This is a genomic window from Patescibacteria group bacterium, from assembly GCA_041660565.1.
Taxonomy (GTDB): Bacteria; Patescibacteriota; UBA1384; order CAJBMM01; family CAJBMM01; genus JBAZWC01.
Map to the genome: position 1 here is coordinate 1 of JBAZWC010000003.1, position 12,360 is coordinate 12,360.

A 12,360-nucleotide genomic window follows, 5' to 3' on the forward strand; every position below is an offset into this window, starting at 1 on the left:
TCAAGTTCCAACAGTTCGTTAGGCAAATCAGGGTCGGCCTGACGTTGGGGAGTTTGACGTTGACGCCGTTCGTCATCCAGTAAACGCGCAGTCTGTTCAAGATAACGATTTCGCTCTTCAGATCGATTAAATCGTTCCTCTAAAGCACGAATCTTACCTTCATAATCCACTTGTGGTGCGGGTGGCGATTCCACACCTTCGGTAGGTTCTTCTACCGCTTCCGCCGCATCCTGCTCAGGAACCTGTGTTTCCACAGGGGGATTTTCCTTACTTGGGATTAAATCATTCTCTTTTGCCATTTATCCTCCATTTTAACGTCGCGAGTTGGACATGACTATCCAATTATCTTGACGAGTTTCGATTCAAACGTTTCTAAATACTCCGCAGCCCTGTGAAGGACTTGAGGAGAGTCGAAAAATCTACCTATGTTGCGATTGCAACGGCGACAGAGCAAACCGCGAACCTTGCCGGTCTTGTGGCAGTGATCTATCGACAATCTGCATATTCGTTGATGCCTGTTGCAAATTGCACAAACCCCATTTTGCAATGCCAAGATTGCTTGGTACTGATCCTCCGTAATCCCATATTTCTTAACAATCAATCGTTCTTGCGCTTCAGTGCGCCGAATCTCACTTGGATTTGGCTTTTGCTTCTTCATTTTTCAGTTTGATTTGCAAATTTCTAATATGTTTTTCTGGATATTCAATGAAGTTCTTTATCGCATTCGCCTTTCCCGCCAAAAAATCACGTTCGGCACCGGCTTTGCCACTTAAAGCGGCACCAATTGCCGTGCTCAACAATGGTTGCCAACGTGCCTTGGCGACAATCCACCCAGGTGAGCGAACAAAATCCTCAAAAATACGTAATTCATCTTCTAATGGTAAGTTTTCAATATCAAATGCCATTATTCACCCTTACGATCGATATTGAGAATACGAATATCGTCGGTTTGACCCACCATATGGATTTGCCTTTTCGGCTTCGGGGGCAGACATATGAGATGCACTTGGAGATATAGCCGACTTACCTTTATCCTTCATCATTTCATCTTCCTGGCCATATCCCGATTCAACTTCCTTCAATGCTTCAGTAACATGCATACGAAGTTCGTCGTTTTGTTTGCCGGGAGGAATCATTTCCAAAGCCGTTTGCAAATGCCCAATACACGCTTCATGTGGCATAAAATTACCTATCTACCTCGCCGACTTCGTGATGGATGATATTTCGAATTACTTTCTAAATATGGTGTAAAACTTGGGTTGTGCTCAATTGCTTGAAGCAAACGAATCTGTTTTTTGGCTTTGGTTTTTGTCGTCTTTTTCGCTTTTGTACCATGCGGTGAAGTAACTTTATAATCTTCACCAAATTTTGTAAGTTCGTAAGGCATTATGCACCACCAATTTGACTCATTATTCCTTTGACAGCTTCGCCAACATTTTCGGCTATTGGTTGCTCTTGCGGACGAACCGGAGGGCCACCAACAGGGCCTCGTGCAGTTCCACCAGGAGTCCCACCACCACCTTGCGCTGCTTGCATCATTTGCATTTGAATCTGGTTCGCAACCGCCATATGGCTCGCGATCAATTCCTTCAACTTGATTTGTGCAAATTCAGTTTCGGGCATTGGCAATGCCATCAAAATCTGAATCTTTTGCATATGCGATTCTACTGGTTCAAGTGGAGATGCAAAAACCGATCTACCAGAAAGCACCAATTCGTATTCGAGTTCGGCAGGGACACCAGGTAATGTTTGTGTCACATCTTTGATAATCTTATCGGCATCATCTGCGCCGATTGCAATTGCAGCGCCTTTGAGCAAATATTTCAAGTCGATTACAAATCCTTGTTGCAATGTAATTTGTGGATCAACACCCAATGCGATATTCAACATATTCAAATATTGTTGACCTTTCGCCAATTTCTCGCGCAAACGTCTGCTTGCGATCCAACGAATATCAGTTGAAAGAACCAAATCACTTGGTTCAATGATTCGCTGCGTCAATACTACTGCATCAGGGCCTTCCAATCGAATGACCATTTTATCATCCATAAATTGGTGAGCAGCGATTTCAGTCATTTTAAGCAACGGTGTAAAAACCTGCGGCTCAAGTTCTTCCACTTGATCCACGACGGCAGCACTTGAGGATGCAAATAATTGGGAGACGCCAGTAGCAGTTCCCGTAGCCTTGCCAAGTCCTTCTCGCGGCGCACCTTGCATAAGTGCTGTTGCATCAGAAGTCTCCTGAATAATATTGAGTAAAAATCTAACTATTCCCAAACCTTCTTGGGTCATATTCCCCGGTGGTCGTTCAAACCTAACCGAATCTGGCGGCAATAACCATTTGGCCATCGGCTCGATTTGATACATATCAGGATCATCTACCGCCGCAGGGTCCATAATCGCAATTGGATTCAACGAATATGTTCCACAATCCATCGTTTGATTGACAGTATCATTCAACATATACTGCCACATTTCACCGGCTTCAATCAAACCATGACCATAAAAGTAATCATGTTCGCGGAATATTGCACCAAACAAATACGGTGGGTGTCCAAACCACCACGGATTCTCTTGAATTCGAAGAATTTCCTCACCAGAAATTGTAATCCATACCCAGGGAATGCAATTTGAATCGTCGTCTTCTTCTTCACCTTCAACTACCGGAAGCTCGAATCTTACCCAAGCTTCGGTAATATCGAGTTCAGATTGTTCAAGTTCGATTTGAATTACACCTTCTTTGGTGTTTTGAGAACGCGCACGATTATCTTGTTCAATTGAGGTTGATCTTGCCTGGATTGCTTTATCGGCTACCGCAGTGTCATACCAACCTTTTTTGACTTTTGCTCGAAGATCATTGACCGAGATCACCGAATCTTCGAAAACAAGTTTCAAATTGTCATAATCGACAGCGTTTTCAGGCCAAACGTAAACATGACGCATATCGATAACATCGAGCGTAGGGCCGTAATGGTCATATGCTTTGCGGGTTTTGATCTCGGCATTCCCACCTTCACCTTTTGAACGATAACGAACTGTACGATAACTTGTCTTCCATCCAAAACGAAAACATGACGTACCAATCTGATACAATTGGCGCAAGAACATCGACATTTTCAGCCGAAGTCCGGCCTGGTTTTCAAGCAAATACTTAACGAAATGCACGCCGGTGTCGCGCCATTTTTCTACATCAGTTTCAACGCTCACATATGGATCAGCAAGCATCGAATCCTTGGCAATACGAGTTAGCGTATCTACTGCTTTTCGCAACGCACCAAGGAAAAGTTTTGATCTGCCGTCATAAAAACTCACTGTTCGACGCAAATTGTAAACGTCACGATATCGATCCCAATCGTCGGTCAATTTGGCATTGCGGTTTGTTCGAGCCTTTTTCAGTAAAGGCAAAATATCCGCTTTGATTTTTTTGACAACATCTTCGTCGTCAATCCAATTGCGGTATTCAACGGACTCTACGCCTTGAATAGGTTCTGTGATTTCAGGTTGATCGAATGGCATTTAATATCCCTGTGGTAATCCTGTTTGTTGAACTTCCAAATATGGGCGTAACAACAAATCAATTATTTCTTTTGAAATCCCTTGACCATGTGGACTACGAATTATTTCTGGCCACAATTTTGCAAACGCCGCATTCGGTGCTTGCTGCATATAATTGATATACTGACTTTGCTGCTTTTGTGATAATCCACCAAATTGTTCAATAGGCAAGCGACCATACAATTGAGAACCACGATTGAAGCCAACGTTTGTATTTGCGAATGGGCTTTCTTCTTGATAAATAGACATATCATTGCCTATCATATTCATAATGAATTTGTTTATAAAATCCATTGGTTGTTCTTGCGCCATTTAGTTTCCTACAAAACGTTCCCATGAATTGATATATTCATTGATGGTTCCAGCGCCCAAAGGCGTATTATAGTATTTTTTCCAATAAGCAGCTTGTGGATGCAATCCTACTGGAATTTTTTCTGGAACTCGTAAATAATGAATTCGGCACATTGCCGTGGCGTAATACAAATTGCCGATCATTTCATCAGCATCGAGGCCAGCATTGAAAGCAAAGTCACTTATCTTATATTTAATCGCTCGGCCAGGCAGGTAATTCCGCCAAATATCATCGTGCGTTGCAGGTTCCATCTGGTAGATGCCCAACGCCGGGCCTCCACCAAGCTGAACCAAATATTCTCCACACTTGCTTTCTTGACAAGCAGTTCCCAAAACCAATTGTTCAGCTTCAACCGACCAAAGGTCAAGGTCTTTGAGCACTGGACGAATAACATATTTGAGCAAATGAATTGGATCAATCATTTTTAGCTTCGTTTTGGGCAGCTTGGCCACAATGGTTATCAGTTGTGGGATCAATTACATCAAGTATCGGACAGCCCAATTGTGCCGCGAGGTTTGTTTCTCGTTCTCGCCCCCAACGCGCTGACACGGTTTCAAAAACTGGTTTACCATCCCGTATTAATGTAATCATCCAGTTTGCGCATTTATCTACAAATGCAAGTGGAGGTCTAATGTATGACCAAAGTACCATGTTCTTTACGTTCAATCCCATTAATTTGCATCGATTTTACCATGCTGAATTGAAATTGATCCATCTGGTTTTAGAGTTACTAAAGCGTCAGGATAATTACTACGGCAAAATGACAGTGTTCCTTGACCATAACCCCCGGCTGCGCCTATAATAGCTCCTGCCCCGCCTCGGATATCTTGCAAGGCACACAATGATGCTGTATCTTTTGAAAGTGCTTCAATCAATTCAGGCGACAAAATACTACAACCTGGAAACACCAATAAACTAACCAACAATATTGCACCAACAAATTTATGTTTTAGTTGTTTCATTTATCCACCGAAATAGTTTCCAGAACAAAACTGTTCCCAAAAATGCTCTTCGGAGCGGGGCGGAGTTGAACTCATAAGGAGTCTGCCACCATTCTCCAAAGTAGGCCGCAAGGCAGCATACATATTCCGTGCTTCGGCATCGTCACATTCTCCAACTTCATCCCAATATGCAAGTGAAAGTGTTTCTGATCTGCCTGGGTTTCCATTTTGTGGATATGCCTGAATTACACTTTCGGGTTCACCGGCACCATGCTTGACTACCATGCGAAGGATGATACCTTTTTTGCCTCGATAATATTTCGTTTCGGGCAAACCAATCAGCCAATGCGCTGGCAAGTGCTCGTACATCAATTTCATTCGCCCGATCAATTTCCCTGCGTCTTCCTCTTTCATCGAGATCAATGCAATATGAACACCCGAATTAAACAATGCTTCCCACAAACATACAATGCAAATGATCCATGTTACCATCATCTGACGGGATTTGTAAATCGCCAGTCGTGGATGGGTAGCTGCCAAACTCAGTAGTTTTGGAATATATAATTTCCATAATGGAAGTTTGACTATTTTATTGCCAATTGCATGAGGATCATGTGTGTAAATATGATCTGCGAAAAACAAAATGTCTTCGCCAGCCTGATACAAATCCTCGGCAATTTGGTTGAGTGCTTCGTTTCGAGAGAAATTCATTAGAATAGATTTTTTTCATTCGTCAGTTTCAATGATTTCACAACCGCACACGGACCTTTTAGTTTCCCAAATTCGGAAGGAATAAATTTCCAAACGGTTTTGTCCGACCTCAACTCATAAATTACGTTTGCTTGCTCCGATGTAGGAACAAATTCGACTATGGCAAATATAGTATTGCCAACTTCATAAACATAATACTGAAGTTTTCCGTCTTTTTCATAGCTTGTAATTGATATAATTACATCATCACAAATATCAATCTCGACTTCAATCGCATTCTGCGCAGCAACTTTGGGGAACTGACTTTTGGTTTGCGCATCTCCAATACCGCCAAACGAAAGTACAAACGCAAGTATTGTAGTAATTAGCCAACGTTTCATTTCTTTTTGCTTTTTGCCCTCAATTCTTTAGTTTTAATGTCTTCTCGCCAAACGCGAACATTCAAATATTTTTTGGTTGGTGTTAATTGAACGATATGCGTTAACGAACAGTCACAACAAACAGACGCCTCAACATATGTGCCGTTCTTTCGTTTGTACCACCGATATGGCTTGCCTTCATCAACCTGAACAAGTTTAGAGTAATTGATTTTTGGTTTTTCATTCACTATCTACTCACCTGGCGGCCTTGCTTGGGGAACTTGCCACAAAGTTATTGTACCAATAAATTATTATGCTTCTTCAAATATTCAATCGCGCTATATAATTTATCAAGGCTTTCGGTAAAATTTCCTAAGCCAGCATTACAACGTACACAAAGTAATTCTCGTACTTTACCAGTTTTATGGTTGTGATCCACACACAATCTACCAGTTGGTTTATTTTTGCACAAAGCACAATAGCCTTGTTGTGCCTCGATCATTTGCTCATATTGCGCTTCAGTAAGATTGTACCGTGTCTTAAGCCGCCATTCATAACTTTTTCTAATACGTTCTTCTTTGTGTAAATTATGATAAGTATTTGCCTTTGCTAAAAGCTTTTTTCTATTTCTTTTGTAATAGTTTCTGCCGTAAGCCCGTTTTTCTTCGTTAGTTTGCATTAACGTCGTACTTGCCTACCCTCTTTAGGAAAGCGACCATACTGTTGCTTCATCTTATCACGCATATGTTGCCAATCACTTGATTTCTCAACGCTCACACCTTGATGCAAATATCGTGCCGAGTCAACCGAATGGTCATGTTCACCGTCTTTGATGATCTCGCCTTTTTTGTTTCGTTTGTATCCTGACCGCATTGCAGTTGCAAGATATGGACATTTTGTAGGATTCAACCGAAAATATGGATGGCCGTCCTCCAAACGAACAAGGTCCATGCACATTGACTTGATGCCGTCTTCAATTGATTGGTCACGACCACGAGGATGCAAACCATAAGTTTTCAATGTCTTAATACTGGAATTACCCCATTGATCTTCGTTGCGACCAGAAATATCTACCCAATCAATAAATGTACATCCTGGGAATTCCAAATTACTTTTCGATAAAACCTGTTGGACAAAGCTATCAATCAAGATACCCGATCCATAGATTTCGTCGATAAAGTTCTTTGTATTCCCAAAGCATTGAGCGAATTCAACACACGGATGGACTTTCCCAAAATCCCAACCTCGATAGATCAATTTGCCTTTCGATGGCAACCAAACCAAGTTTTCGTCTTCGTGAAGTGCTCGTTTGTAATCACCAAAGACGGGATATGCATCACGATGACCTACTGGTTTGAGTTCGAATTCCCGATCCCAATCTTCTTTTGGATATTCGGTAGCCGCTTTCTTAGCCCATGCAGCATCTTTTGATTCGTCCGCCGAATAATGCAAACGAAGGAGAACAAACCCTTCGTCATTTTGCTTTGTCGTCGGTAGTGGAGTTTGTTCCGGCATTTGCAACGTCTCGAATTTTCTTAGTTTTCATCGACTTCATTAATGACTGAATAACTTGCGGGTCGTCAAGTTGAGTTGCCTTGCTCTCTGGTTGTAATTTCGCTAATGTTTCCAAGCACCTAATTTTTTCGCTTGTAGATTTTGCTGCACGGTACTGCTTGACTAACTCCTTGATAATCCAATCACGTGAACTGTCCTCAGATTTGAGAATTTTATTTGTTGCCGCTGCATCTGCTTGACAAACAAAGCAAGTTGGCGATCTTAGCTTTCCTGGACCTGGAACTGGTTTGAAATCTTCTATTAGTCTAGTTTCGCCGCAGGTCCGGCACTCACGAGTTTCTTCGGCCATAACCTATCGATTATTAACTTCTTTATGCCCAACCATACCTTGCTTGGCCAATCGTTCGTAACTTGCCAATCTCAGTTGCGTGGTTTTACCAAGCCAAATTTGAACCTTTAGGTATTCGGCTTGGTGTTCGAATTCACAATGAAATCGCAGTTCTCGCTGACTTGTCAACTGAATTTTACAAAACCGACACGTAACCATCTCGAAGTCTCTGCCTTCAATTCTAGTATAACAACGTTTGGTGTGTTTGTCAATACCAATTATACGACAAACCAAACATAAGTTGGTATAATTGGAGCACCATGTCAGGTTTGAACTGACAACTCATCGCTTGGAAGGCGAGTAGGTTACATTACACCCAATGGTGCTTCGTGCGTGTTTTCAAGTGGATGCGATCCCCCACGGCGTCACAAAAGGATAAGGAGCCTTTGTCGGTTCCTGCATTTGGCATCACCCCCCTTGAGAAATCATATTTAATATCATAAGCTTACATCACTTTGGTGGAGGAAAAACTGGTATGTTTTTCTACCAATCATGGGAACTCGTTTGCGTTTATCATAATCTTTGCGGAAGATCAGCCGAGGGGCTGTTGCCCTCGGCGATTCTTCCCGAAGTTATGATCCGAAATCCGCCCCTGGGGAGTGGGTGGGAAGTAATATTGAATTTTTCTTTTCTTCTCTTAGTACCACTTTCCCAAGCATATAATTTAGATATCTAACTTATTAAAATCATTGAAATCATTTGTGGGAAATGCGTTTTTTGAAAAGGTCAATTTTTGAGTACCAATTCGTTTATCGTGTGGAAATTATTGGAATAATATAGTATTTTTTGGAGTAAACTTGACATATCAAGAATATTTTTAAGTCGGCAAAGTATTTTAATCGTTCGGGTTAAAGACTCGATTAGCAACAGGATCAAGAAGATAGTTACTTACTTTCATAAGAAACCCTTTAGACTTACTAAAACTTCCATAAAAGCACTTACGACAAAGTAGGCCCCGCACTTTCCCATTCTTTCGGTTGTAATCAATAAACAGCTTTTTTGGTCTTTTATTACAGAGTTCACAAAGCCCTAATTGATAATCGTACAACTTTTTGTAATCATCATCGGTGATAAAATTAATATTCATACAATCCAATTATCCCCAAGTTCAAAGTATTGCATCATTCGATCAGTAATTAATGCTGGATTCTCTTTTCGAAGTCCAGCCCAATATAAGCAATGGTCACATAATAAATGAACTTGTTTGGTTCTTTTATATTTATCTGGTTTGAGAAATCGTTTGCTTGGTTGTTGACACAGTTCACACAATCCACGTTGGTTCTCAAATGCTTTAACATATTCAAGTGGATCACAACCAAATCGACGTTTGATATTCTGTCTTTCATAGTATTTCAAATCACTTAGCTCCATGTGAACCTCCTACCTTCTAATTCTAATATAACATATGATAGGGGAAAGTCAAGTCCTGACTTGACTCACACTTCAAAAACCGACCAGAAACCTCACAGACCGTATGCCTAGCTAGGAGGGGGGTGCCAGGTGGGGTCGTACCACAACTGCGGCAGTGAAATCCATCCTGTCCCATGTTGACATCACTTGTCATGTAGGGAATTCCTTCACTACTGCCTGCGTATGGTTCTTCATGCAGGCGCGAGTGCCCGATTCCACCGTTGGCACGACGATTGCATACTCGCGCTCGGTTGGCACGCCAGGTTGCGACGTGCGCGTAGCACGAAGTGGGCCAAAGTGGTTGCGGGAAGTTTCGGGAAGTTGCCGTCGGATTGACGGCCAAAAGCGGAAATTGACAGCCAGTGCCACCGCGTTTGACACCAAAAGCAAAACTTGTGCCACAACAGGGTGCGAAAGCGGTCGCAAGCGGTCGCAAGCGGTCGCGATTCTGTTGGCACCTCGCTTGCTTTTCCCGGTGCTCGTGGAAATCGATCCGACCGCACCGATTGCAAATCACCTGCGCCGCTGCTCCAATGCGCTGCAAGGGTGTGAGCGATTGCGCCACCGCGAACTGAAATACTGTCAGCCTTGTGCTCGCGGTATCTCACGCCGGATGCGCGAGGCGGTCTTGCGTGATTGCGGCCTGGTGAAGGTCCGTGGCGCACAAGGTGGCACCTATTGGGAGTGAACGAAGGTAACAATGCTCGGTGTGATAGGATATGCCAAAAAGAAAGACCTCAAGGCCGCCGTCGGCAAACCACTACAGTTTGTTGAAACATCGCTCTTCGGCGCTGAGTTCAAGCGCGACGGTAGTAACATCGTTGTCGGCCCAGATGCATATCACCGGCGCGACTGGTACGCTGAAGTCACCTGCCGCAATGGTGTCATTGTCAAGGTGAAATAATGCAATGGTTGGAAACTGCCGTCCGCTTCACTGAGTTCGTACTACGGGTGGTAGTCAATACCATCGTTGCATACTACATATTGTATCCGGTGGTCACTATAGTGCGATTTTTTTCGCTTATAAGCGAATAAAGGCGAGGTGTAGCAAATTTGATGCACTAGATCAATTTCAAGGCAATTATGCCAGCAATACGGGTGCAATTCCCGTGCCAACAGCGCAATAGCGCAAAAGGACGGTGAAATATGACCTCAGAGCAAAAAACCCAGGTTCGTCAGTGGTTTGCAGCCGCAATCCCCATCTTGCGAGCAGCGAACAACAAAGCACGCGGACTCGATACAGACAAGTATCGGGGTGTCCATGTCGTATATGGTGGACTCAACCAGCGTTTCCGTGCTAAATTCGCGGGGTTAGACCCAAAGGAGTGCATGCAGGAGTTGGAACACGACCAGTTTCTCGCTGTAATCCCTGCGCGAGGCGGCGCGATGGTCTATTTGTTCAAGGACAAGCCCGACAGCTACCACGGCCCGGCTGCCGACCCGACGGTGCTCGACAAAGCGATCGACGACCAGATTGCCTTGATGGAAGCGGACGCGATCCTGGCGAGCGAAAACGATCTCAACGAACCGACCGAAGAAAACACCAGCCCGACGGTATTGTAACCGTCTAGTCGCGTCAAATGCACCGGCTTGGCCCACGTCAGGCCGGTGACTTGACTTGATTGAAATGAAAACCATAATGACATCAACGAACGACGCAATTCGGGCCGAAAAGTCCGAAATCGACGCAAACGGCCCTAGCGACCGCAACGAGCGATTTTCACTCGCGGCTGGCACTTCGACCGCGACCGACCTCCGAACGGTCGCGCACGTCGCTCCGGTTGCGAAATTCGGTCACTCCGGCGGAGGTCGCAAACCGGAAAACGACGACCACGATCCGCGCTAGGCAATATGAGTCATTCACACTACTGCCGTCACTGCAACCGGACTTTCACATGTCGGTCAGACCCATGTTTGATACCTGGCGAGAGCATCAAGTTAGGTAATGACAAACCACGCAACCCAGGATATGATATATCACGGTTGCATAAATGCGCTGAAGCTAGGCAATACCGCAAGCGTATAGCTATAATGTTAGGGAATCAACCTGAGTGCATTTATGCTTGTGATAAGTTATGCAATCACCCAAAGAAAGCTAAACAGAACGATAATGATGACGAGATAATAAAGGTTGAATTCACTTCGCGTTATTCAATTGATGGGATGACAAACCACGCCGAAGCAAGAATAACCAAGAGAGCATGGGACAAAGCAGCTAGTAATCGTATTGCCGACAAGTTTGCCGACGTTCCGTGGATTAGTGCACTAGCCAAAGAATTCAGGACACGATAGTGCAACATATCAAGCAACAAACTCCATATGATTGCAAGTTGGCAGTTATCGCAATGCTTCGTGACTTACCACTGTTTTACGTTGAACAAATAGTTTGTTCGTTACTTGGAATTAAGAAATGGTCCGAGGCAGTTTTCTCCCCACCATTATTCTATCGTGGAATTGAATTGCTGTATAATAGATTCAATCTCACTGGTCTAATGATAACACTCCAAGACATTAATGATAGATTTTCAGCAACTCCATTGAATTGTTTACCTGATAACTTATCAAATAAAGGTGAAATAATAGTGTATCGGTTAACATCATCTTGTGGTCATGCTGTAGCATTTGAAAACAACATGATTTACGATCCTGCTGATTATTGGCCAATGTCGAAAGAACAATGGTTTGATAATCACAAACATCATCAACCATTTCAGTTAATTCCATTTGAACTTAAACAACTAAGCAACATGCTCTAACGAATTTGTTATGAAATTGATAAAAGTGTTGGATACGTGGTACTTGAACAAACTACCACGGCTGACAATCCAATATCATCCCTGGCACTTGACGTTGTGGTTGTCATGGCAGATTAAGAACAAAGTCTTGGCTGGAAGCTTGATGCTGTGGACGGTAATATTCCATTACGGATTGAATAGAAAGGTGGTAAGTTTGTGATCCTTTCAGCACCAGTTTGTCAATGTGGGCATACGCATGTATATTGCAGGGTTGTCTATGTTGATTGCCCATATTGTAAAGAATGCCTTGGCCATACTAACAAAAGTGCCAATGTGACTACAATATTCAATTTGCGTCGATTTCGCAATCACATTAAGCGCGTAGGTGTGGAAC

21 protein-coding genes and 1 tRNA gene are annotated in these 12,360 nt (G+C 43.2%); 5 read left to right on the forward strand and 17 right to left on the reverse strand.

From position 1 onward, the window contains the following. From WC773_04505 to WC773_04585, 17 genes are all read right to left on the reverse strand, one after another. Positions 1-299 (reverse strand): hypothetical protein (locus WC773_04505; GenBank protein MFA6082636.1); only part of this gene is annotated, 299 nt, incomplete at its 3' end. A gap of 330 nt (positions 300-629) precedes the next feature. Continuing rightward, on the reverse strand, positions 630-905 hold the full coding sequence (locus tag WC773_04510) for a hypothetical protein (GenBank protein MFA6082637.1): 276 nt from the start codon (positions 903-905) through the stop codon (positions 630-632). 9 nt (positions 906-914) lie between these two features. Then, complete coding sequence (locus WC773_04515; protein ID MFA6082638.1) at positions 915-1,181, reverse strand: hypothetical protein; 267 nt, start codon at positions 1,179-1,181, stop codon at positions 915-917. A gap of 8 nt (positions 1,182-1,189) precedes the next feature. Further along, the gene (locus tag WC773_04520; protein MFA6082639.1) at positions 1,190-1,387 is read right to left on the reverse strand and encodes a hypothetical protein; all 198 of its coding nucleotides are present in this window, start codon (positions 1,385-1,387) and stop codon (positions 1,190-1,192) included. After that, positions 1,387-3,516: a hypothetical protein gene (locus WC773_04525; protein ID MFA6082640.1), complete on the reverse strand. Its 2,130-nt coding sequence runs from the start codon at positions 3,514-3,516 to the stop codon at positions 1,387-1,389. Before WC773_04525 ends, WC773_04520 begins: the two co-directional genes overlap by 1 nt. Next, positions 3,517-3,867 carry a hypothetical protein gene (locus WC773_04530; protein MFA6082641.1) on the reverse strand — a complete coding sequence of 117 codons (351 nt, stop codon included), beginning with the start codon at positions 3,865-3,867 and terminating at the stop codon, positions 3,517-3,519. Then, entirely contained in the window at positions 3,868-4,383 is a 516-nt protein-coding gene (locus WC773_04535; protein MFA6082642.1) for a hypothetical protein, read from the reverse strand. It lies immediately after the preceding gene. 195 nt (positions 4,384-4,578) lie between these two features. Then, positions 4,579-4,869 carry a hypothetical protein gene (locus WC773_04540; protein MFA6082643.1) on the reverse strand — a complete coding sequence of 97 codons (291 nt, stop codon included), beginning with the start codon at positions 4,867-4,869 and terminating at the stop codon, positions 4,579-4,581. Next, positions 4,870-5,559 (reverse strand): hypothetical protein, encoded by a 690-nt coding sequence (locus tag WC773_04545; GenBank protein ID MFA6082644.1) that lies wholly within the window; start codon positions 5,557-5,559, stop codon positions 4,870-4,872. Beyond that, the gene (locus WC773_04550; GenBank protein MFA6082645.1) at positions 5,559-5,939 is read right to left on the reverse strand and encodes a hypothetical protein; all 381 of its coding nucleotides are present in this window, start codon (positions 5,937-5,939) and stop codon (positions 5,559-5,561) included. The genes WC773_04545 and WC773_04550 overlap by 1 nt, the downstream gene beginning before the upstream one ends. Beyond that, positions 5,936-6,166: a hypothetical protein gene (locus tag WC773_04555; GenBank protein ID MFA6082646.1), complete on the reverse strand. Its 231-nt coding sequence runs from the start codon at positions 6,164-6,166 to the stop codon at positions 5,936-5,938. Before WC773_04555 ends, WC773_04550 begins: the two co-directional genes overlap by 4 nt. Positions 6,167-6,210: 44 nt before the next feature. Then, on the reverse strand, positions 6,211-6,597 hold the full coding sequence (locus tag WC773_04560; protein MFA6082647.1) for an endonuclease VII domain-containing protein: 387 nt from the start codon (positions 6,595-6,597) through the stop codon (positions 6,211-6,213). Then, positions 6,597-7,433, reverse strand: coding sequence for a hypothetical protein (locus WC773_04565; protein MFA6082648.1), 837 nt, complete (start codon positions 7,431-7,433; stop codon positions 6,597-6,599). The genes WC773_04560 and WC773_04565 overlap by 1 nt, the downstream gene beginning before the upstream one ends. After that, complete coding sequence (locus tag WC773_04570; GenBank protein ID MFA6082649.1) at positions 7,393-7,782, reverse strand: hypothetical protein; 390 nt, start codon at positions 7,780-7,782, stop codon at positions 7,393-7,395. The genes WC773_04565 and WC773_04570 overlap by 41 nt, the downstream gene beginning before the upstream one ends. Positions 7,783-7,785: 3 nt before the next feature. After that, complete coding sequence (locus WC773_04575; GenBank protein MFA6082650.1) at positions 7,786-7,950, reverse strand: hypothetical protein; 165 nt, start codon at positions 7,948-7,950, stop codon at positions 7,786-7,788. Positions 7,951-8,072: 122 nt separating this feature from the next. Then, a tRNA-Gly gene (locus tag WC773_04580) sits at positions 8,073-8,147 on the reverse strand. Between the two features lie 757 nt (positions 8,148-8,904). Further along, positions 8,905-9,192 carry a hypothetical protein gene (locus WC773_04585; protein ID MFA6082651.1) on the reverse strand — a complete coding sequence of 96 codons (288 nt, stop codon included), beginning with the start codon at positions 9,190-9,192 and terminating at the stop codon, positions 8,905-8,907. Between the two features lie 739 nt (positions 9,193-9,931). On the opposite strand from WC773_04585, the gene WC773_04590 reads away from it, so the two are divergent. The 5 genes from WC773_04590 to WC773_04610 all read left to right on the forward strand — a co-directional run bounded on the left by WC773_04590 (position 9,932) and on the right by WC773_04610 (position 11,987). Further along, positions 9,932-10,135, forward strand: coding sequence for a hypothetical protein (locus tag WC773_04590; GenBank protein MFA6082652.1), 204 nt, complete (start codon positions 9,932-9,934; stop codon positions 10,133-10,135). Between the two features lie 242 nt (positions 10,136-10,377). Further along, entirely contained in the window at positions 10,378-10,794 is a 417-nt protein-coding gene (locus WC773_04595; GenBank protein MFA6082653.1) for a hypothetical protein, read from the forward strand. Between the two features lie 64 nt (positions 10,795-10,858). Continuing rightward, complete coding sequence (locus WC773_04600) at positions 10,859-11,077, forward strand: hypothetical protein (GenBank protein MFA6082654.1); 219 nt, start codon at positions 10,859-10,861, stop codon at positions 11,075-11,077. 185 nt (positions 11,078-11,262) lie between these two features. Continuing rightward, positions 11,263-11,523, forward strand: a complete 261-nt coding sequence (locus WC773_04605; protein ID MFA6082655.1) for a hypothetical protein — start codon at positions 11,263-11,265, stop codon at positions 11,521-11,523. Further along, positions 11,523-11,987, forward strand: a complete 465-nt coding sequence (locus WC773_04610; protein ID MFA6082656.1) for a hypothetical protein — start codon at positions 11,523-11,525, stop codon at positions 11,985-11,987. Before WC773_04605 ends, WC773_04610 begins: the two co-directional genes overlap by 1 nt. Positions 11,988-12,360: the final 373 nt, after the last annotated feature.

What these genes read in the sequence shown, in the direction of transcription:
- WC773_04545 (MFA6082644.1), bottom strand. Translation starts at nt 5,559, where the DNA reads ATGAATTTCTCTCGAAACGAAGCACTCAACCAAATTGCCGAGGATTTG.
- WC773_04520 (MFA6082639.1), bottom strand. Translation starts at nt 1,387, where the DNA reads ATGCCTTACGAACTTACAAAATTTGGTGAAGATTATAAAGTTACTTCA.
- WC773_04570 (MFA6082649.1), bottom strand. Translation starts at nt 7,782, where the DNA reads ATGGCCGAAGAAACTCGTGAGTGCCGGACCTGCGGCGAAACTAGACTA.
- WC773_04585 (MFA6082651.1), bottom strand. Translation starts at nt 9,192, where the DNA reads ATGGAGCTAAGTGATTTGAAATACTATGAAAGACAGAATATCAAACGT.
- WC773_04515 (MFA6082638.1), bottom strand. Translation starts at nt 1,181, where the DNA reads ATGCCACATGAAGCGTGTATTGGGCATTTGCAAACGGCTTTGGAAATG.
- WC773_04595 (MFA6082653.1), top strand. Translation starts at nt 10,378, where the DNA reads ATGACCTCAGAGCAAAAAACCCAGGTTCGTCAGTGGTTTGCAGCCGCA.
- WC773_04600 (MFA6082654.1), top strand. Translation starts at nt 10,859, where the DNA reads ATGAAAACCATAATGACATCAACGAACGACGCAATTCGGGCCGAAAAG.
- WC773_04525 (MFA6082640.1), bottom strand. Translation starts at nt 3,516, where the DNA reads ATGCCATTCGATCAACCTGAAATCACAGAACCTATTCAAGGCGTAGAG.
- WC773_04560 (MFA6082647.1), bottom strand. Translation starts at nt 6,597, where the DNA reads ATGCAAACTAACGAAGAAAAACGGGCTTACGGCAGAAACTATTACAAA.
- WC773_04550 (MFA6082645.1), bottom strand. Translation starts at nt 5,939, where the DNA reads ATGAAACGTTGGCTAATTACTACAATACTTGCGTTTGTACTTTCGTTT.
- WC773_04540 (MFA6082643.1), bottom strand. Translation starts at nt 4,869, where the DNA reads ATGAAACAACTAAAACATAAATTTGTTGGTGCAATATTGTTGGTTAGT.
- WC773_04605 (MFA6082655.1), top strand. Translation starts at nt 11,263, where the DNA reads ATGTTAGGGAATCAACCTGAGTGCATTTATGCTTGTGATAAGTTATGC.
- WC773_04510 (MFA6082637.1), bottom strand. Translation starts at nt 905, where the DNA reads ATGGCATTTGATATTGAAAACTTACCATTAGAAGATGAATTACGTATT.
- WC773_04530 (MFA6082641.1), bottom strand. Translation starts at nt 3,867, where the DNA reads ATGGCGCAAGAACAACCAATGGATTTTATAAACAAATTCATTATGAAT.
- WC773_04565 (MFA6082648.1), bottom strand. Translation starts at nt 7,433, where the DNA reads ATGCCGGAACAAACTCCACTACCGACGACAAAGCAAAATGACGAAGGG.
- WC773_04590 (MFA6082652.1), top strand. Translation starts at nt 9,932, where the DNA reads ATGCTCGGTGTGATAGGATATGCCAAAAAGAAAGACCTCAAGGCCGCC.